Genomic DNA, 17,478 nt, shown 5'->3' with positions numbered 1-17,478 from the left:
GATTCAGCTCTCCGTGCTCTGCGTTGCCTGCGGCTCCGCGGCCGCAGCGCTTCCCTGGCCCTCGACGGCCGGTTCGGCAGCAGCGGTGCTCTCGATGGTCTCGGCGGCCCGCCCGGCATCGGTGCTGGTGGCGGTGGTGCCCGAGGCGCCGCTGCGGCGCGGGCGGGTGCCCGACGGCCGCTCCCGGCGGGGGCGGTCGGCGGACGGTGCGGCAGCGGCCAGCTCGCGCTTGCCACCGACGATGTCGCCCTTGTAGATCCAGACCTTCACACCGATCCGGCCGAAGGTGGTCTTGGCCTCGTAGAGGCCGTAGTCGATGTCGGCGCGCAGCGTGTGCAGCGGCACCCGACCCTCACGGTAGAACTCCGAGCGGCTCATCTCAGCACCACCGAGCCGGCCCGAGCACTGCACCCGGATGCCCTTGACGTTGGGCTGGCGCATCGCCGACTGGATCGCCTTGCGCATCGCGCGGCGGAACGCCACGCGGTTGCTCAGCTGCTCGGCGACGCCCTGGGCCACCAGCTGCGCCTGCGACTCGGGGTTCTTCACCTCGAGGATGTTGAGCTGCACCTGCTTGCCGGTCAGCTTCTCCAGGTCGGCGCGGATCCGGTCGGCCTCGGTGCCGCGGCGGCCGATGACGATGCCCGGCCGGGCGGTGTGGATGTCCACGCGGACCCGATCACGGGTGCGCTCGATCTCGACGTCGGCGATACCGGCGCGCTCCAGCCCGGTCGACAGCAGCCGGCGGATCGCCACGTCCTCCTTGACGTAGTCCGCGTACTGCTTGTCGGCGTACCACCGCGACTTCCAGTCGGTGGTGATACCCAGCCGGAAGCCGTGCGGGTTGATCTTCTGGCCCATTACTGCGAGCCCTCCTTCGCGTCGGACGTCTCAGGCGCCTTCTTTGCTGCCGCCTTCTTGGCGGGCGCCTTCTTCGCCGCCGCTTTCTCAGTCGTCTTCTCGGCAGCCTTGGCCGCGGAAGCCTTCGTGGCCGGTGCCTTCTTGGCCGGCGCCGCGCCCTTCTCCGAGGCGGCCTTGCTGGCCTGCGCACGACGCGCCCGGGCGGCACCGGCGGACCGCGCCGGACCGCCCTTGGACGGCCGGCTCTCCACCACGACCGTGATGTGGCTGGTGCGCCGGCGGATCCGGTAGGCACGCCCCTGGGCGCGCGGCTTGATCCGCTTGGCGGTCGGGCCCTCGTCGGCGTAGACGGTCGCCACCACCAGGGTGGACGGGTCCAGGCCGTTGTTGTTCTCGGCGTTGGCCGCCGCGCTGGCGATCACCTTGGCCACCGGCAGGCTGGCCTGCTGCGGCGCCCAGCGCAGGATGTCCAGTGCCTCGGACACCGACTTGCCGCGCACCAGGTCGATCACCCGGCGCGCCTTGCTGGCCGAGACCCGCACGAAGCGGGCCTTGGCGACAGCGGACGGAAATTCAGTCGTTACGGTCACCGGCGCTTAGCCTTCCGATCGTCCTTGATGTGTCCCTTGAAGGTGCGCGTCGGGGCGAATTCGCCGAGCTTGTGCCCGACCATCGACTCGGTGACGAATACCGGGACGTGCTTGCGGCCGTCGTGAACGGCGAACGTGTGCCCGATGAAGTCGGGGATGATCGTCGACCGACGCGACCAGGTCTTGATGACCTGCTTGGTGTTCTTCTCGTTCTGGACGTCGACCTTCTTGAGCAGATGGTCGTCGACGAACGGACCCTTCTTGAGGCTGCGTGGCATCGCTTTCCCTCCGCTTCCTAGCGCTTCTTGCCGGTGCGCCGGCGTCGGACGATGAGCTTGTCGCTGGGCTTGTTCGGCCGGCGGGTGCGACCCTCCGGCTTGCCCCACGGGCTGACCGGGTGCCGGCCACCGGAGGTCTTGCCCTCACCACCACCGTGCGGGTGGTCCACCGGGTTCATGACCACACCACGGACGGAGGGGCGCTTGCCCTTCCACCGCATCCGGCCGGCCTTGCCCCAGTTGATGTTGGCCTGTTCGGCGTTGCCCACCTCGCCGACGGTGGCGCGGCAGCGTACGTCGACCCGGCGGATCTCACCGGAGGGCATCCGCAGCGAGGCGTAGGCGCCTTCCTTGCCCAGCAGCTGAATGCTGGATCCGGCCGAGCGGGCCAGCTTGGCGCCGCCTCCCGGGCGCAGCTCGACGGCGTGCACCAGGGTGCCTGCCGGGATGTTGCGCAGCGGCAGACTGTTGCCCGGCTTGATGTCGGCGTTGGCGCCCGACTCCACCACGTCGCCCTGCGACAGGCCCTGCGGGGCGAGGATGTAGCGCTTCTCGCCGTCCAGGTAGTGCAGCAGCGCGATCCGGGCGGTGCGGTTCGGGTCGTACTCGATGTGCGCGACCTTGGCGTTGACGCCGTCCTTGTCGTGGCGACGGAAGTCGATCACCCGGTAGGCACGCTTGTGGCCACCGCCCTTGTGCCGGGTGGTGATCCGGCCGTGGGCATTACGCCCGCCACGGCCGTGCAGCGGCCGGACCAGCGATTTCTCCGGGTGAGAGCGGGTGAGCTCGGCGAAATCGGAGACGCTGGCACCGCGACGACCCGGTGTCGTCGGCTTGTACTTGCGGATTCCCATGTCAGTTAGGTCTCTCTTTCACTCCGGTCAGGCCGGTGCGGCGAACAGGTCGATCGGCTTGCTGCCGGGCGCCAGGGTCACGATGGCGCGCTTGGTGTCCTTGCGCTTGCCGAAGCCGGCCCGGGACCGCTTGCGCTTACCCGGCCGGTTCGCGGTGTTCACCGACGCGACCTTGACGGCGAAGATCTTCTCGATCGCGATCTTGATCTGCGTCTTGTTCGAGTCGGGGTGCACGATAAAGGTGTAGGTGTTCTCCTCGATCAGCCCGTAGGACTTCTCGGAGATGACCGGCGCGACGATGATGTCGCGGGGGTCGCTGACGGTCGCCATCAGACCGAAACCTCCTGCTCCTGGGTGTGCGCCGCGCTGCCGGAGATGTAGGCGTTGAGGGCCTCGACGCTGAACACCACGTCGTCGGCGCGCAGCACATCGTGGGTGTTGAGCTGGTCCGGTGCCAGGATGTGCACACCCGGCAGGTTGCGCACGCTGCGGGCGCCCGTCTCATCGGCCCGGCCGATGACCACGAGCACCTGCTTGCGGTCGGTGATCGTGCCCAGGAACGCCTTGGCGCTCTTGGTCGACGGGGTCTGTCCGCTCACCAGCTCGGTGACCGCGTGGATGCGGCCGTTGCGGGCCCGGTCCGACAACGCGCCACGCAGTGCGGCGGCGATCATCTTCTTCGGGGTGCGCTGGCTGTAGTCCCGCGGCTTGGGACCGTGCACCACGCCACCACCGGTGAACTGCGGCGCCCGGGTCGAACCCTGCCGGGCCCGGCCGGTGCCCTTCTGCCGGTACGGCTTACGGCCACCGCCGCGAACCTCACCGCGGGTCTTGGTCGAGTGCGTACCCTGACGGGCCGCGGCCAACTGAGCGATCACCACCTGGTGCATGAGCGCGATGTTGGCGGGAGCGTCGAACAGCTCGGCGGGCAGCTCGACCGAGCCGCTCTTCTTGCCGTCCGGGCTCTTGACGTCAATCTTCAGTGCCGTTTGCTCTTTGGCAGCCATTACTTCTCACCCTTTTTGATCGCGCTGCGGACCAGAACCAGCCCACCGTTGCGTCCCGGAATGGCGCCCTTGATCAGCAGCACGCCGTTCTCGGCGTCCACCTTGTGCACCACCAGGTTCTGGGTGGTGACGCGGTCGTTGCCCATCCGGCCCGACATCCGGGTGCCCTTGAACACCCGGCCCGGGGTTGAGCAACCGCCGATCGAACCCGGCCGGCGATGCACCGCCTGAGCGCCGTGGCCGGCGCCCTGACCGGCGAAGCCGTGCCGCTTCATGGTGCCGGCGTAGCCCTTGCCCTTGGAGGTGCCGGTCACGTCGACGTAGGCGCCGTCGGCGAAGATCTCGGCGGTCAGCTCCTGGCCGACCTCGTAGGTCGCGGCGGCCTCGGCGTCGTCAAGCCGCAACTCGGCCAGGTGCCGGCGCGGGTTGACCCCGGCGGCGGCGTACTGACCGGTCAGCGGCTTGTTGACCTTGCGAGGGCTGATCTCGCCGTAGGCGAGCTGCACGGCCGAATAGCCGTCGCGCTCGGGGGTGCGGATGCGGGTCACCACGTTGGGCCCGGCCTTGACGACCGTGACCGGCACGACCTTGTTGTTCTCGTCGAACACCTGCGTCATGCCCAGCTTGGTACCCAAAAGGCCCCGACGCGCAGCGCCGGAATTTTCCTGTCGTGCCATCGTCCTCTGCTCCTACTGGATGTTGACGTCGACGCTGGCCGGCAGATCGATGCGCATCAGGGCGTCAACGGTCTTCGGCGTGGGATCGAGGATGTCGATCAGCCGCTTGTGGGTGCGCATCTCGAAGTGCTCCCGCGAGTCCTTGTACTTGTGCGGGGACCGGATGACGCAATACACGTTCTTCTCGGTCGGCAGCGGCACCGGGCCCACCACGGACGCACCGGTGCGGGTGACCGTCTCGACGATCTTGCGCGCCGAGGCGTCAATAGCCTCATGGTCGTAGGCCTTGAGCCTGATGCGGATCTTTTGTCCCGCCACGCTTCTGCTACCTCACTCCTGCAAAGGGGTCCGGCTTTCGAACCCTTCGTGCCCGCGCGCACTGCTGCCTCTTCAGGGCCATCGGCCCTGTGCCGACATTGCGCTGGGCGCTGCCGCCGCTGTTTACCTGTCCTGGTCCACCGGTCCCCGCGGTCGGGCGTGTCGCCCGCACACGGCCTCGTTCACGGCGAAAAAACTCCGTGCTGCGAGAGTGGGACCGGACGCGCCCGGTTGGGCGCTGGTCGTATGCCCGACCAGGGCAACCCCGGCGCAGGCGAACCTGAACAGTATGCCCCAGATCGGGTCAGCGGCCAAATCCCCGGTCACATCGACGCCGGCCCTCCGGCCGTGACCCGGTGGAGCCACCCCGCGAGCGATCTTACTTGCCGGTAAGATAGCTCGCCGTGACCGGACCTACCAGTACATATCAGGCCTGGCGCCGGTTGGCGGGCCTCCCCGGCGGCACCCGGCTGTTCTCGGCCGCGGCCATGGCCAGAGTCCCTTACTTCGCATCGGTGCTGCCGCACGTGGTCCGGATGGAGCCCGGACTGGCCGAGGTACTGGTGCCGAAGTGGCCGTTCGTCTACAACCACCTGCGCACCGTGCACGCGATCGCCTCCTGCAACGCCGCCGAGGTGGCGATGGGGATGTTGATGGAGGCCACGGTGCCGCGCAGCCACCGCTGGATCCCCAAGTCGATGAACGTGGCCTACCTGGCCAAGGCGACGACGTCGTTGCGGGCCACCGCGCGGCTGGACCCACCGGACTTGCCGGACTTCGAGGCCATCAACGACGGCGTGGAGGTCACGGTGCCGGTCAGCGTCACCGATGAATCCGGCGTCGAAGTGGTGCACGCCGACATCACCACCTGGGTGACTCGGGCCTGATCGCCGCTGCTCCCGCTCTATCGCCGAGCGTGCAACCACTGCGAAATCTGCCGCGGTTTTTCGCACTGAGCACACGTTCGGCGGGTGGGCGCGAATCAACTCCGCACGGTTGCCCAGAAGTCACACCGGTGCGCCGCGCCGAAGTCGGTGATCATCCGGCTGCCGTCGGGTCGCAGCGACATCCACCGCCGGTCGGCGCCGGCTGCGGCCGCGGGCCAGTCGGGCTGGCCGACGCCCACCGGGGCGCCGGTGACCACGAAACCGGTCCAGTACTCGATCATCTGGTCGGACAGCCGCCGTTGCACGGGGTCCAGTGGCGGGGCGCCGCCGATGTCGAATAGGTAGCGCATCTCCAGCGAGTGGGTGGCGCCGATCGGGAACGGCAGATGGTCGAAGAGCTCGGGCGCCGGCGCGTGCGGGTCGGCGAATTCATAGCCGTACACCGGCGCGCCGGCGGCCAGCCCGCGAGCCATCCGATCGGCCAGGCAGGCGAAGATGTCGTCGGTGGCCGCCGCCGCGTAGGCCAGCGAGGTGCTGTCGCCGAATCGTGCCGGCGGGTAGTGCTCGGCCACCGCGGGTCCTTCACCGGAGCCGAAGGTGTCCTTCAGCTCGTCCAGGTACTCCGTGGCGGCGATCTCCCGGCCGACACGCAGATAGCGCAGTGCGACGAACAGGGTGAACTCGTCGCGGTTGACGCCCAGCAGCACCGGCACCCGTGCCGCGCCGCCGTCCCGGAACACCCGCACCGGGTCGGCCGGCAACAACGGAGTCCCGACGACCGGTCCACTGAGCTGGTCGGTGCCGAACCGGACGTACCACAACGGTTTGGTCAGCCGGTCGGCCGACAGCCCGCGTAGGCAGGCGGCCACAGCCGCATCCTCGGCGGCGGCCCGCTTGCCCCGTTCGGCGCACCCGACGGATTCGGTGTAGTCGCGACTGATCCGCCGCGCGTCGGGAACCTCGACCTGCGCCTGACACGGTCCGCTCTGGATGATCGCGGCCCGGAACAACCCGGCCGACTCCGGCGCGGCCAGGTGGTCGCAGACCGACATGCCACCGGCCGACTCACCGGCGATCGTCACCTTGGCCGGGTCGCCGCCGAACGCACCGACGTTGTCGCGCACCCAGCGCAGCGCTGCCTGCTGGTCGGCCAGCCCGTAGTTGCCGGCCTCACCCAATGCGGGGTCGGCCAAGAAGCCCAGCGCGCCCAACCGGTAGTTGACGGTGACGACGACGATGCGGCCGCGGACCGCCAGTCGCTGCGCGTGGTAGATGTCACCGGCGCCCCGCATGAAGCTGCCGCCGTGGATCCACACCATGACCGGCAACGGCTCGGCCGCCGAACCGGTCGGCGTCCACACGTTGAGCGTCAGGCAGTCCTCGCTGATCGGGTCCACCTCGGCGGCATCCGGCTGGATGCACCACGGCCCGCGTTTGACCGCGTCGCGCACTCCCTGCCACGCCCGCATCGGCGCCGGCGGCTGCCAACGCAGCGGCCCGACCGGCGCTGCGGCGTACGGGATCCCTTGGAAAAGCCGATGATCCGGGCCGACCGTGCCCCGCAACAATCCGGCGGCGGTACGCACCACGTCGGCGTTGAGTGCGACGGCCCGTGGCCCGAAGCCCGGTTGCAGCGCCGCGCCGTCGGATCGCCCGCACCCGGCGAGCAGCCCGGCAAGCAGCGCCAGCACGACGGCGCCGGCCAGCGGTCCGCGGCGGCGACAAGATCCGGTCGACATGACCGATGAGCCTAATCGGCGGTCAGCAAGGCTCGACCGAGGAGAGGCGAAGCCGGACCGCCAAATCAAACCCGGCGGTTAGCAAGGCTCGACGGAGGAGAGGCGAAGCTGGACCGCCGAATCAAACCCGGCCCGATCGTCGCAAAGCGGCGCCACGACGGGCCAATATCGCCGACACTGGAACGAAGCTGACACGTGTCAAGAAAATGGGGCAAGGAGCCGCGATGAGCGCACCGATAATCGATCAGGCCGCCCGGGTGTTCACCGACCCGAGCGCCTACGCCGACGAACCGCGGCTGCACGCGGCCCTGACGCATCTGCGGGCGAACGCGCCGGTGTCGCTTGTCGACCATCGTCCCTACCGGCCGTTCTGGGCGATCACCCGGCACGCCGACATCATGGACATCGAACGCGACAACGAGCTGTGGATCAACGAACCGCGTCCGGTGCTGGCTCCTGCCGACGCCGACGATCTGCAGCGCTCGCTGTTGGACTCCGGAATGGGACTGCGCACGCTGATCCACATGGACGACCCGCACCACCACAAGATGCGCGCCATCGTCTCCGACTGGTTCCGGCCCAAGGCGATGCGGGCGATGAAGGCCCGCATCGACGAACTCGCCAAACGCTACGTCGACGAGATGCTGCGGATCGGCCCGGAATGCGACTTCGTCCAGGACATCGCGCTGAATTACCCGCTGTACGTGATCATGTCGCTGTTGGGTCTGCCGGAATCGGACTTTCCGCGGATGCTGCGACTGACCCAGGAACTGTTCGGCGGCGACGACGACGAGTACCGGCGCGGCATCACCCCGGAGGAACAGCTGCCGGTGCTGCTGGACTTCTTCGCCTACTTCAACGCCCTGACCGCCGACCGCCGGGAGAACCCCACCGAAGACCTCGCGTCGACGATCGCCAACGCCCGGATCGACGGTGAGCCGCTGTCGGATCTCGATACCGTCTCCTACTACGTCATCATCGCCACCGCCGGCCACGACACCACCAGCGCCGCGATCGGCGGCGGGCTGCGCGCGCTCATCGAACACCCCGACCAGCGCGAGCGGCTCCGCGCAGACCTGCAGCTGATGCCCACCGCGGTCGAGGAGATCATCCGCTGGGTCACCCCGGTCAAGGAGTTCATGCGTACCGCGACGGCCGACACCGAGGTGCGCGGCGTGCCGATCGCCAAGGGCGAATCGGTGTATCTGTCCTATGTCTCGGCCAACCACGACGAGGAGGTCTTCGACAACCCGTTCGCCTTCGACGTCGGCCGGGACCCGAACAAGCACCTGTCGTTCGGCTACGGCGTGCACTTCTGCGTGGCGTCCGCGCTGGCCCGAATGGAGATCGACAGCTTCTTCCGTGAACTCATCCCCCGGCTCGACGCCATCGAGTTGACCGGTGAGCCGCAGCTGATCTCGACGACATTCGTCGGCGGCGTCAAGCACCTGCCCATCCGTTACCGGCTGCGGGCCTGACCGCCGATCAAGCCCGACGCGCGGTGCGCCAGCATCGCGATCGTCGCGTGCGGGCCGCGGCCGGGCACCCGGGACAGCGCCGAGCCGTCGATCACCCACAGCCCCTCGATGCCGCGCACCCGGCATTGCGCATCGAGCACCGCGGACGCGTCGTCGGCCCGGCCCATCGGGGCACTGCCGCACAGGTGTTGGGACGTCGACCAGTGCGGCGCCGCGGCATCGACTTTCACGCCCAGCATGGCCCCGACGAGCTCCACCCCGGCCCGGAGCGCCGCCAAGTCGGCTGGCTCGCTGTCGTAGCGGAGTTCGATACGGGGCGCCACCCGCGGGTCCGCCGATACCAGTGTCACGCGCCCCCGCGCCCGCGGCGACATCAATGCCACGCCGACGCGCGGCGGCTCCCCGGGCGCATGGTCGCCGACCATTCCGGCGAAACCGGTGGTGTAGGGCCGAATTTCGAGATCATCGTGGTACAGCACCGCCTCCAACGGCGGACGTCCCGGCGTTCCCTGCCAGTCCGGCGTCACCAGCCATTCCGGGTGATCGGCACAGTTCGCCCCGACCGGCAGCACCGATCGCACGGCGACGCCGACGTGCCGCAACATCGCCTCCTCACCGATACCGGACAGCATCAACAGGTGCGCCGACCCTATCGCGCCGGCACACAATATGATTCGGTCCGCCGTCAGGCGCAACGGACCGTCCGGGCCCAGCGCGCGTACCGCCACGGCCCGCTCCCCTACGATGTCGACGCCGAACGCCGCCACCCCGGTGAGCAGCGTCAGGTTGGTCCGCGGCAATGCCGGGAGCAGATAGGCGGCCCCCGGTCCGGTGCGTACCCCGTCGACCACGTTCAGCGGCACCGCGCCCACTCCGGGCCCGGCTGCGGCAGCGGCGTCGTTGAGGTCCGCGACCCAGCCGAAACCCGCTCGCTCCGCCGCGGCAATGAATCGCGCTGTGCCTTCGCACATTTCACGGGTACGCCGAACGGGGATCGGACCGCGGTCGCCGTGTTGGTCACCGCCGAAGTCCAGGTCGGTCTCGATGGCACGAAAGGATTCCAGCACCTCGGGCCACGACCAGCCGAACAGGTCGCTGTCGAGGTCGCCGGGCAGCCCCCGGCAGAAGTAGCCGCCGTTGACCGCGCCGGAGCCGCCGATGGTCGCGCCACGCACTATCGTCATCGCGGCGCCCGGGTGGCCGGTCAACTGCGCGACATAGCGCCGCACCAACGGGCTGGCGGTATCGATCGGCAACAGCGAGGCGTCGGCCACCTTGGCAGCCAGCACCGGATCGGACAACCCGACGCCGGCCTCCAACACTGTCACCGTGCACGCCGGGTCTGCCGAGAGGCGTTCTGCCACAATCGACCCCGCACTACCGGCACCCACCACGAGCACATCACTGTGCACCACCGGAACCGTCAAAGCGACCTAACTGCGGATCTGTGGCTTGAGTGCGGCAAAGTTGCGCTCCCGCAGCACCCCGCCCCACAGGCCGGCCCCGTACGCCAGATCGTCGACCCGCTTGAGCAGCAGGTAGGCGGGCAGCCCGAGCGGGCGGGAGTCGTCGCCGTCGCAGCGGGCATGCCGCAACCAGTCCACTATTCCGTCGCTGACCGCCGCCAGCAGCACCACCCGCCGGCAGCGCTGCGACACGCACGCGGCCAGCAGCGCAATCGGCCAGTAGTGCCGGCACAGCGCCGACGCGATCTGGAGCCCGGCCGCCGCCAGGCCACGCAGCGTCACCGCCAGCACGTCGGCGGGCGCGGTGTCAGCTCCGCGCATCGACCTGGCGACCCGATGGCCGGTCAGCGCCGTGATCGCCGCCGACACCAGGTAGCCCAGCGCCGACCCGAGCGCCATCACCGCCCAACCCGCCAGCGCCCAGCCGGAGATCACCATCGGCGCCGTCTTGTCCGGGTGACGCGCCGACAGAGGTGCCGCCGAGCCACCGTAAAATGCCTTGCGCGCCACCCAATCCCGTAATGCCACCCGATGATCGTGGGCCACCAGCGCGATCGGCTCGTAGCGCAACCTGCTGCCGGCGTCCACCAGCCGCCAGCACAGGTCGACGTCCTCGCCGGAACGCAGCTCCTCGTCGAAGCCGCCCAGCTCGCGCAGCGCCGAGCAGCGACAGATGATCGCCGCGCTGGGCACATAAGCGACCTTGCCGTACGGGACCACCGGGGCCTCGCACCCGCCGAGGTCCAGTGACGAACGGATGGCCTCGTACCGCGCCACCAGGTGGTCGTGAGCGGCCATACCGACGATCCGGGGGGCGACCAGCGCCACGGTGGGATCGCAGAAGTGCCCGAGCAGCGCTTCCAGCCAGCCCCGGCGCGGCACCACATCGGAGTCCAGGAACGCCACGAAATCCGTCGTGCAGGCGCCGAGTCCGGTATTGCGCGCGGCCGCGGGCCCCCTTGCCTCCGGGTGGCGCAGCACCTCGACCTCGCAGCAATGCGCCGCTGCCAGGTCGTCCCTGCAGACCGGGGCCTGCGATCCGTCGTCCACCACGACCACGCGCAACCCGCGCAGCGACGCGATCAACCGTTTGAGCCCGATGACGTTGTCCCGCACCGGGATAACGACGGTCACATCACGATGTGACGGCCCGCCCGCCGGCCGCGGATGGGCCACCGTGGCGTCGAGCAGGGTTCGGGCCAGTTGGGCACTGACGGCGTCGCGTACTTCCAGGCGGCCGTCGGAGAGCATCCCCTGGGCGGCAGGCGCCAGCCGCAGCAGCCGGGTTGGTGAACCGCCCAACAACGTCGACCCACGGCCCAGCACCCGCACCTTCCGGTCTACCTGCACCGCGAAACCGTCAGGAAGTCGGGCCGGGGTCATCGCAGCATCCCGTCCGGCCCGGGAGCCCAGGCGTGGATGGCCGCCACACCGCTGTCCAGCATTTCGGCGAACAGTCGCTGCCCCTCGGCGGCGGTGGCGGTCGTCGGGTCACCGAGCACTCCGACCGCACTCACTGCGGCGACACCGCCGCGCCGCATCGCCGGCAGCAGCTGCGCCAATGGGGCACTGTTACCCGGCTGCGCCTGCTCAAATCTCACGTCGTCGGGCGAAAGATACAGCAGCAGAGAGGTTTCGGTGTGACCCGCGTGCGCATCGGCCGCCGCAGTGGCACACGGCAGCCAGGCGACATCGCGCGCTTCGAAGCGCAACCGGCCCACCGCCTCGGCCAGCGCGGGCACGTTGCCGCCGTGACCGTTGACGAAGACCACCCGTTGCGCCCAGCAGCAGGCCGACCGGCCGTACTCCAGCAACACTCGACTCAGCACCTCGGTGCCGATCGAGATGGTTCCGGCGAAGCTCTGGTGCTCCCCACTGGCGCCGTAGGCCACCGCGGGCGCCACCGACCAGGCGTGCTCATCGCGCCCCGACGCGGTTCTGCGCAGCCGCCCGGCCACCGCCCGCGCGAGCGCCTGCGCGATCCGGGTGTCGGTGTCCAGCGGCAGGTGCCGTCCGTGCTGTTCGGTCGACCCGACCGGGACCAGCAGGGTCAGCGACTGCCCCGGCAGCTGGCGCTGTAGCCGGTTCTGCAGCTCGTCCCAGGTCGAACTACCGAGGTCGCCACGAACCGCCATCGGACGATGGTAAGCGAATTCACCTGCCGTACACCAGTTATTGACAGGGAAGGCAAAGAAATTCCTGGCCATCGGCACTCCGGAGCGATCGCCGAACATCACGCCCGTCCCGTCCGCCACGGCAGTACCAGGGATAGGCCGGGAGTTCGCAGGTGGACGGCCTGAGCGGGCTACCGGCCTCCGTCGGAGGGCACACCGAGCGCGCGGGCGAAACCGGGCGGGATCAGGATGTCGTCCGGCGACAGATCGTGCACGGAGGCCCGCCCGAGCCCCATCAGGGCCGAGTCGATCCCGCCGCGCAGGATGTCGAGGACGTTCTCCACCCCGGGCTGGCCGGCCGCGGCCAGCCCCCACAGGTAGGCGCGGCCGATCATCACCGCCCGGGCGCCCAGCGCCACCGCCTTGACGACGTCGCTGCCCCGTCGGATGCCACCATCCAGCAAAACATCGATCTGGCCGCCGACCGCCTCGGCGACAGCGGGCAGCGCCCGGATCGCCGCCGGTGTGCCGTCCAGGTTGTTACCACCGTGGTTCGACACGGAGATCGCCGAAACTCCAGCGTCTACAGCCTTTTTCGCATCGTCGACCCGCATGACACCCTTGAGCATGAAGGGCCCGCCCCAGAGTTCGCGCAGCCACGCGATGTCCTCCCAGGTCGGCGGCGGTGTTCCCATCCACTCGCCGTAGGCCTGGAAGAACGGCGGACCCGGTTCGCCGCGTCGGCCCTGGTTGGGCACCCGCAAGCTCGGCGGGCGCAGGGTCTTGGCCCACTGCAAAAACCACCGCGGCCGGCCCAGGGCCTCGGGCATCATCTTGATCATGGTCTTGAGATCCATCTGCTCCGGGATCTTGGGGCTTCCCCAGTCCCGGCCGTGCGAGAAGGACCAATCGGTGGTGGCAATCAGGCCCACCGCACCGGCGGCCCGGGCGCGCTCGACGCGTTCGGCGATCGCATCGCGGCCCCCGAGCCAGTAGATCTGGAAGAAGGTCTTGGGGTTGGCGGCGATGACTTCTTCCATCGGCTTGCTGGCGAACGACGACAGGCCCATAGCGGTGCCGCGCGCGGCGGCGGCCCGCGCGACAGCGACCTCGCCGTCCGGGTCCACCGCCTGCACGCCCGTCGGCGAGATCATTACCGGAAACGAAAGCTCCTGGCCCATAACGGTAGTCGACAGATCACGTTTCTCGCACGCGCCGACCACGTGCGGAGCGAAACCCAGCTCGCTGAACGCCTCGACGTTGTCGGAGACGGTCACGCCCTTCTCGCTGGCTGAGATCAGCGACGAGTACGCGGACTTCGGGAGGCGTTTGCGCGCTCGCTCCTGGGCGATGGCGACGGTTTCGAACCAGATATCACGAGCCATCGATCAGACCGGACTTTCATCGCACAGCCGCTTGGGCGGCTTCGCCGGATTGAGCAGGGTAAGGGATTGTCTTGTGCTGCTGCGCTTTCCACGCGAGTGGTCGCTGCTCGGACGCGGCTTCTGTCGGTCGCCGGCCAGCGCCTGCTCGCCGAACCCACGAACGCATTCGGGGTCGGGTCCGTCCATCGGCAGGCCGGTGAAGAACTTGGCGGCCATGCAGCCGCCCCGGCAGGTGTCATACAGCGGGCAGCTGGCACAGGCGCCGCCCGCCGTGGGGCTGCGCAGCTCGTTGAACAGCTTGGAGTGCTTCCACACCTGATCGAACCCGCCGTCGGTCAACACATTTCCGGCCAAGAACTGGTCGTGGATGGCGAACGGGCAGGCGTAAACGTCACCGACCGGGTCGATCAGGCAGACCACCCGTCCGGCTCCGCACATGTTCAGGCCGGCCAGCGCACCGGACTCGCCGAGCGGCGCCAGGTGGAAGAAGGAGTCCCCGGTCAGCACCCCGTCGCCCTTGGCGACGAGCCAGTCGTACAGCTGGCGCTGTTGGGCGGCGGTGGGGTGCAAGTCATCCCAGACGTCGACGCCGCGACCGGACGGGCGCAGCCGGGTGATTCGCAGCGTGGCGCCGTATCGCGCTGCCAGCGCGGCGAAGTCATCGAGCTGGTCGATGTTGTGGCGGGTCGCCACGACTGAGATCTTGGTGTCGGCGAAGCCTGCCGCGGACAGGTTCTCCAGCGCACGGACCGCCATGTCGAAGGAGCCTTTGCCGCGAATCGGGTCGTTGACCTCGGCGGTGGCGCCGTCCAGCGAGATCTGGACGTCGACGTAGTCGCTGGCCGCCAGCCTGGCCGCCACCTCCGGGGTGATCCGCAGGCCGTTGGTGGAGAACTTCACCCCGACGTGATGGGCAGTGGCGTAGTCCACCAGTTCCCAGAAGTCGTCTCGCACCGTGGGTTCGCCACCGCCGATGTTGACGTAGAACACCTGCATGCGTTCCAGCTCGTCGATGATGTCCTTGCACGCCCTTGTGGACAGCTCACGCGGGTCGCGCCGCCCGGACGCCGACAGGCAGTGCACGCAGGCCAGGTTGCAGGCGTAGGTGAGCTCCCAGGTCAGGCAGATCGGCGATTCCAGGCCGTGCTCGAAGTGCTCGACCAGGCTCGGGGCTACGGCTGGAGCGGTCACGGTGTCTCCTTCGGGTCCGCGGGGATCAGGATGTCGGACGCCGCCAGGACGCCCAGGGCACGCAGGTAAGCCGACTCCGCGCCGGGATCGATGCCGGCTGCGCGGCACGCCGACCGCGCGTCGGGGTGCTCGGCCAGCGAGGTGACCAGCGTGACCATGGTGAGGTTCTTCAGGAACGACAGCTTGCGCGTCCCGAAGTGATACAGCAGTGCGCCGAAAGTCTCGGGCCGAACCGACACCTGCGGATGCAGACGCCAGCCACGGTCCGGATCGAAGGTGTCGGTGGCGCGCGCCGCCCCGGCGGCGGCCGCCACGGTCAGTAGACCCCGCACATGCCGTCGATGGACACCTCTTCGACCAGGTTCTCGACGACGAGGTCGGTGTCGGTGCTGGCTTCGGTCTGCTGCTGAGCGTCCATGGGCCGGGCCTTTCTTTGCGGTGGGGGTCGACAGCGCACTGTCGGATCGGTCACAATCCCGGACAGAATATGGCATCGAGTGCCGATATGGAAGTGGGTCGGGAGAAAAGTGGCCGGGACCGAGTCGCAGGCGCAGGCGCGCGTCGGCCGTCGCCGCTCCACCACGCGGGAGCACATCACCCACGTGGCGATCGATCTGTTCGCCACCCGCGGCTTCAGTGAGGTCAGTGTCGACGACGTCGCGCAGGCCGCCGGGATCGCCCGCCGCACGCTGTTCCGGTACTACCCCTCGAAGAACGCCATCCCCTGGGGCGACTTCGATGCCCACCTGCACCAACTGCGCGAGCTGCTGGACGGTATCGAGCCCGACGCCCCACTCGGTGATGCGCTGCGCGCGGCGCTGTTGGCGTTCAACACCTTTGACGAGGGTGAGACGGCACGGCATCGCCGCCGAATGCGGGTGATCCTGCAGACCGACGAACTACAGGCGTATTCGATGACGATGTACGCGGGTTGGCGCAGTGTCATCGCCGAGTTCGTGGCGCGCCGGGCCGGGGTGGCGCCGGCCGACCTGCGGCCGCAGACGGTGGCGTGGACGATGCTCGGCGTCGCGCTGAGCGCCTACGAACACTGGCTGGGTGACGAGCAGTTGGCGCTGCCGCAGGCCCTGGGCGAGGCGTTCGACACCATCCGCGGCGGTCTGGACTGACACCCTTCTGCCGTGAGAGTGCGTGTCCCCGCCCGACACACCGCTCAGGACACCGGGTTTACGCACGCTCGCGCACGATGAGGGGCCGGCTCAGCGCGTGATGTCGCGGTAGGCGCGCACCACCGGCTCCAACTCGTCGGGCGTGGCGCCGTGCATGATCACCGCGTCGGCCCCGTAGCCGAACTCCGCCCGGATGCGCTCGGCGCACTGCCGCGCCGAACCGGTGGCCGCCGGTTCCAGCCATTCGTCGGGGATCAGGGTGGCGATGTGCTCGATCTGCTCGGCGGTGGCCTTGTGGTCGATGCCGCCTGCGATCGAGGTCACCACCGGGTCCTCCCGGAATCGCTGCAGCACAGCAGAATCCCAGTTGTTGGTACGCACCATCAGATCGCCGTAGCCCTGCAGGTAGGTGGCGAGCCTCGCGACGGTCTTCTTCAGCCGCAACTCCTCGGGCAGGTGATCGCCGACGGTGGCAAAACACGACCACACCCGCACATCGGCGGGATCGCGACCGGCCCGTTCCGCGGCGTCCTTGACCGTCTTCACGCTGCGCTGCAACGTTTCCGGCGTGAAGTAGGTGTGCAGGATGACGTCGTCGAACAACACGCCGCCCAGCTCGAGGGTCTTCGGGCCGAACGCCACCAGCGCCAGCCGGATGTCTTCGTCGAAGTCGGGATCCAGAAACAGCACCTGATAACGACCTATCGGCCCGTCGTGGTTGAAGATCACCTCACCGTGCCAAAGCCGCCGCATCACCTGCGCGAAATCGGCCATTTGCGCCGTGGTGACGCCGGGGATGCCGAACGCGGCGTACATGGCCGCCACGCCACGGCCGATGCCCAGGGTGAAGCGGCCGCCGGACAGCCGGTGCATGGTGGTCGCCCACGACGCCGTGATCAGCGGATGACGGGTGTTGTGATTGGTTGCCGCGGTGGCGACCTGCATCCGGCCGGTGACCGCGCACGCCGCCCCTACCAGCGATGACGCCTCCTTGACGTTCCAGCGCTCGGAGATGAACGCGGTACCGAACCCGAGTTCCTCACCACGGCGGGCCTCGTCCATCAGCGCGGCCGGACCCTCGCCACCGGCACCGGCCAGCAGGTAGTAACCCAACTCATCGAGTACCCGGTCGGTCATGCCCAAACCCCTTGCTTGTAGCCGCAGTTCCACACCTCGGTGATCTTCCCATCGACCACGCGGAACACCTCCATACTGCTGACGGTCAGCTCGGTTCCGTCGGTGAGGGTCATCGGCGATTGGTAGACGATCGCGACATGTTCGCCGTCGTCGCCGGCGACGACGAGGTTGAGTTCGAAGTGCAGCTTGTCGAACAGCTTCCAGTGATCCGCCACCCGCGCAACAGCCTGGTCATGCGTCAGCGTGTGCGCTTCGCCCACCTCGTGTCGGACCACGACGTCGCCGATCAATTCGTCGGCAAGCGCGAAATCCCGCTCGTTCCACACCACCAGGTTGTACAGCTCCATCACCTCACGGGCACTGCGGACC

At 68.9% G+C, this 17,478-nt stretch carries 21 protein-coding genes; 3 read left to right on the top strand and 18 right to left on the bottom strand.

Annotation, left to right across the window (positions count from 1 at the left end):
- Window positions 1-3 precede the first annotated feature (3 nt).
- Genes rpsC through rpsJ form a run of 8 tightly spaced genes read right to left on the bottom strand, consistent with a single transcriptional unit; the run spans window position 4 to window position 4,585 of the window.
- Window positions 4-861, bottom strand: coding sequence for a 30S ribosomal protein S3 (gene rpsC / locus BST10_RS11325; protein ID WP_083037845.1), 858 nt, complete (start codon window positions 859-861; stop codon window positions 4-6).
- Complete coding sequence (gene rplV / locus BST10_RS11320) at window positions 861-1,451, bottom strand: 50S ribosomal protein L22 (protein WP_083037844.1); 591 nt, start codon at window positions 1,449-1,451, stop codon at window positions 861-863. The genes rpsC and rplV overlap by 1 nt, the downstream gene beginning before the upstream one ends.
- A complete protein-coding gene (gene rpsS, locus BST10_RS11315; RefSeq protein WP_006245110.1) occupies window positions 1,448-1,729 on the bottom strand; it encodes a 30S ribosomal protein S19 in 282 nt (93 codons plus the stop codon). Before rpsS ends, rplV begins: the two co-directional genes overlap by 4 nt.
- A 17-nt stretch (window positions 1,730-1,746) precedes the next feature.
- The gene (gene rplB, locus BST10_RS11310) at window positions 1,747-2,583 is read right to left on the bottom strand and encodes a 50S ribosomal protein L2 (protein WP_083037843.1); all 837 of its coding nucleotides are present in this window, start codon (window positions 2,581-2,583) and stop codon (window positions 1,747-1,749) included.
- A 27-nt stretch (window positions 2,584-2,610) separates the two neighbouring features.
- Window positions 2,611-2,913, bottom strand: a complete 303-nt coding sequence (gene rplW, locus BST10_RS11305; RefSeq protein WP_083037842.1) for a 50S ribosomal protein L23 — start codon at window positions 2,911-2,913, stop codon at window positions 2,611-2,613.
- The gene (gene rplD, locus BST10_RS11300; RefSeq protein WP_083037841.1) at window positions 2,913-3,590 is read right to left on the bottom strand and encodes a 50S ribosomal protein L4; all 678 of its coding nucleotides are present in this window, start codon (window positions 3,588-3,590) and stop codon (window positions 2,913-2,915) included. Before rplD ends, rplW begins: the two co-directional genes overlap by 1 nt.
- The gene (gene rplC / locus BST10_RS11295) at window positions 3,590-4,267 is read right to left on the bottom strand and encodes a 50S ribosomal protein L3 (RefSeq protein ID WP_041318655.1); all 678 of its coding nucleotides are present in this window, start codon (window positions 4,265-4,267) and stop codon (window positions 3,590-3,592) included. The genes rplD and rplC overlap by 1 nt, the downstream gene beginning before the upstream one ends.
- A 12-nt stretch (window positions 4,268-4,279) precedes the next feature.
- Window positions 4,280-4,585 (bottom strand): 30S ribosomal protein S10, encoded by a 306-nt coding sequence (gene rpsJ / locus BST10_RS11290; RefSeq protein ID WP_003883485.1) that lies wholly within the window; start codon window positions 4,583-4,585, stop codon window positions 4,280-4,282.
- Window positions 4,586-4,989: 404 nt separating this feature from the next.
- Here rpsJ and BST10_RS11285 point away from each other — a divergent pair, with 404 nt between their 5' ends.
- Window positions 4,990-5,472 carry a hotdog fold domain-containing protein gene (locus BST10_RS11285; protein WP_083037840.1) on the top strand — a complete coding sequence of 161 codons (483 nt, stop codon included), beginning with the start codon at window positions 4,990-4,992 and terminating at the stop codon, window positions 5,470-5,472.
- A 95-nt stretch (window positions 5,473-5,567) separates the two neighbouring features.
- Here the strand turns inward: BST10_RS11285 and BST10_RS11280 are convergent, their stop codons facing one another.
- Window positions 5,568-7,211, bottom strand: coding sequence for a carboxylesterase/lipase family protein (locus BST10_RS11280; protein WP_083037839.1), 1,644 nt, complete (start codon window positions 7,209-7,211; stop codon window positions 5,568-5,570).
- Between the two features lie 224 nt (window positions 7,212-7,435).
- Between BST10_RS11280 and BST10_RS11275 the strand changes: the two genes are divergently transcribed.
- Entirely contained in the window at window positions 7,436-8,689 is a 1,254-nt protein-coding gene (locus tag BST10_RS11275; RefSeq protein ID WP_013830268.1) for a cytochrome P450, read from the top strand.
- Here the strand turns inward: BST10_RS11275 and mftG are convergent.
- From mftG to mftA, 7 genes are all read right to left on the bottom strand, one after another.
- Window positions 8,671-10,116 (bottom strand): mycofactocin dehydrogenase MftG, encoded by a 1,446-nt coding sequence (gene mftG, locus BST10_RS11270; RefSeq protein WP_083037838.1) that lies wholly within the window; start codon window positions 10,114-10,116, stop codon window positions 8,671-8,673. The two genes, BST10_RS11275 and mftG, sit on opposite strands and share 19 nt — an antisense overlap.
- Before the next feature lie 6 nt (window positions 10,117-10,122).
- A complete protein-coding gene (gene mftF / locus BST10_RS11265; protein WP_041318663.1) occupies window positions 10,123-11,538 on the bottom strand; it encodes a mycofactocin biosynthesis glycosyltransferase MftF in 1,416 nt (471 codons plus the stop codon).
- A complete protein-coding gene (gene mftE / locus BST10_RS11260; RefSeq protein WP_083037837.1) occupies window positions 11,535-12,290 on the bottom strand; it encodes a mycofactocin biosynthesis peptidyl-dipeptidase MftE in 756 nt (251 codons plus the stop codon). Before mftE ends, mftF begins: the two co-directional genes overlap by 4 nt.
- Before the next feature lie 170 nt (window positions 12,291-12,460).
- Window positions 12,461-13,654 carry a pre-mycofactocin synthase MftD gene (mftD, locus tag BST10_RS11255; protein ID WP_013830272.1) on the bottom strand — a complete coding sequence of 398 codons (1,194 nt, stop codon included), beginning with the start codon at window positions 13,652-13,654 and terminating at the stop codon, window positions 12,461-12,463.
- Between the two features lie 3 nt (window positions 13,655-13,657).
- Window positions 13,658-14,845: a mycofactocin radical SAM maturase gene (gene mftC, locus BST10_RS11250; RefSeq protein WP_013830273.1), complete on the bottom strand. Its 1,188-nt coding sequence runs from the start codon at window positions 14,843-14,845 to the stop codon at window positions 13,658-13,660.
- Entirely contained in the window at window positions 14,842-15,159 is a 318-nt protein-coding gene (gene mftB / locus BST10_RS11245; RefSeq protein WP_013830274.1) for a mycofactocin biosynthesis chaperone MftB, read from the bottom strand. Before mftB ends, mftC begins: the two co-directional genes overlap by 4 nt.
- 2 nt (window positions 15,160-15,161) lie before the next feature.
- Window positions 15,162-15,263: a mycofactocin precursor MftA gene (gene mftA, locus BST10_RS11240; RefSeq protein WP_041318669.1), complete on the bottom strand. Its 102-nt coding sequence runs from the start codon at window positions 15,261-15,263 to the stop codon at window positions 15,162-15,164.
- 109 nt (window positions 15,264-15,372) lie between these two features.
- On the opposite strand from mftA, the gene mftR reads away from it, so the two are divergent.
- Entirely contained in the window at window positions 15,373-15,972 is a 600-nt protein-coding gene (mftR, locus tag BST10_RS11235; RefSeq protein WP_013830276.1) for a mycofactocin system transcriptional regulator, read from the top strand.
- Window positions 15,973-16,062: 90 nt separating this feature from the next.
- On the opposite strand, the gene BST10_RS11230 is transcribed toward mftR, so the two are convergent.
- Window positions 16,063-17,109, bottom strand: a complete 1,047-nt coding sequence (locus BST10_RS11230) for a TIGR03857 family LLM class F420-dependent oxidoreductase (protein WP_013830277.1) — start codon at window positions 17,107-17,109, stop codon at window positions 16,063-16,065.
- Window positions 17,106-17,456: a nuclear transport factor 2 family protein gene (locus tag BST10_RS11225; RefSeq protein WP_083037881.1), complete on the bottom strand. Its 351-nt coding sequence runs from the start codon at window positions 17,454-17,456 to the stop codon at window positions 17,106-17,108. The genes BST10_RS11230 and BST10_RS11225 overlap by 4 nt, the downstream gene beginning before the upstream one ends.
- Between the last annotated feature and the right edge of the window lie 22 nt (window positions 17,457-17,478).

Source organism: Mycolicibacter algericus DSM 45454, from assembly GCF_002086455.1.
Taxonomy (GTDB): Bacteria; Actinomycetota; Actinomycetes; order Mycobacteriales; family Mycobacteriaceae; genus Mycobacterium; species Mycobacterium algericum.
This window is presented reverse-complemented; position numbering and strand designations above follow the sequence as displayed.

Excerpts from the sequence above, each read along its gene's own strand:
- rplC (WP_041318655.1), bottom strand. The coding sequence starts at position 4,267 with ATGGCACGACAGGAAAATTCCGGCGCTGCGCGTCGGGGCCTTTTGGGT.
- mftA (WP_041318669.1), bottom strand. The coding sequence starts at position 15,263 with ATGGACGCTCAGCAGCAGACCGAAGCCAGCACCGACACCGACCTCGTC.
- rplW (WP_083037842.1), bottom strand. The coding sequence starts at position 2,913 with ATGGCGACCGTCAGCGACCCCCGCGACATCATCGTCGCGCCGGTCATC.
- rpsC (WP_083037845.1), bottom strand. The coding sequence starts at position 861 with ATGGGCCAGAAGATCAACCCGCACGGCTTCCGGCTGGGTATCACCACC.
- rplB (WP_083037843.1), bottom strand. The coding sequence starts at position 2,583 with ATGGGAATCCGCAAGTACAAGCCGACGACACCGGGTCGTCGCGGTGCC.
- BST10_RS11275 (WP_013830268.1), top strand. The coding sequence starts at position 7,436 with ATGAGCGCACCGATAATCGATCAGGCCGCCCGGGTGTTCACCGACCCG.
- rplD (WP_083037841.1), bottom strand. The coding sequence starts at position 3,590 with ATGGCTGCCAAAGAGCAAACGGCACTGAAGATTGACGTCAAGAGCCCG.
- BST10_RS11230 (WP_013830277.1), bottom strand. The coding sequence starts at position 17,109 with ATGACCGACCGGGTACTCGATGAGTTGGGTTACTACCTGCTGGCCGGT.
- mftE (WP_083037837.1), bottom strand. The coding sequence starts at position 12,290 with ATGGCGGTTCGTGGCGACCTCGGTAGTTCGACCTGGGACGAGCTGCAG.
- mftF (WP_041318663.1), bottom strand. The coding sequence starts at position 11,538 with ATGACCCCGGCCCGACTTCCTGACGGTTTCGCGGTGCAGGTAGACCGG.
- rpsS (WP_006245110.1), bottom strand. The coding sequence starts at position 1,729 with ATGCCACGCAGCCTCAAGAAGGGTCCGTTCGTCGACGACCATCTGCTC.
- mftD (WP_013830272.1), bottom strand. The coding sequence starts at position 13,654 with ATGGCTCGTGATATCTGGTTCGAAACCGTCGCCATCGCCCAGGAGCGA.
- BST10_RS11280 (WP_083037839.1), bottom strand. The coding sequence starts at position 7,211 with ATGTCGACCGGATCTTGTCGCCGCCGCGGACCGCTGGCCGGCGCCGTC.
- BST10_RS11225 (WP_083037881.1), bottom strand. The coding sequence starts at position 17,456 with ATGGAGCTGTACAACCTGGTGGTGTGGAACGAGCGGGATTTCGCGCTT.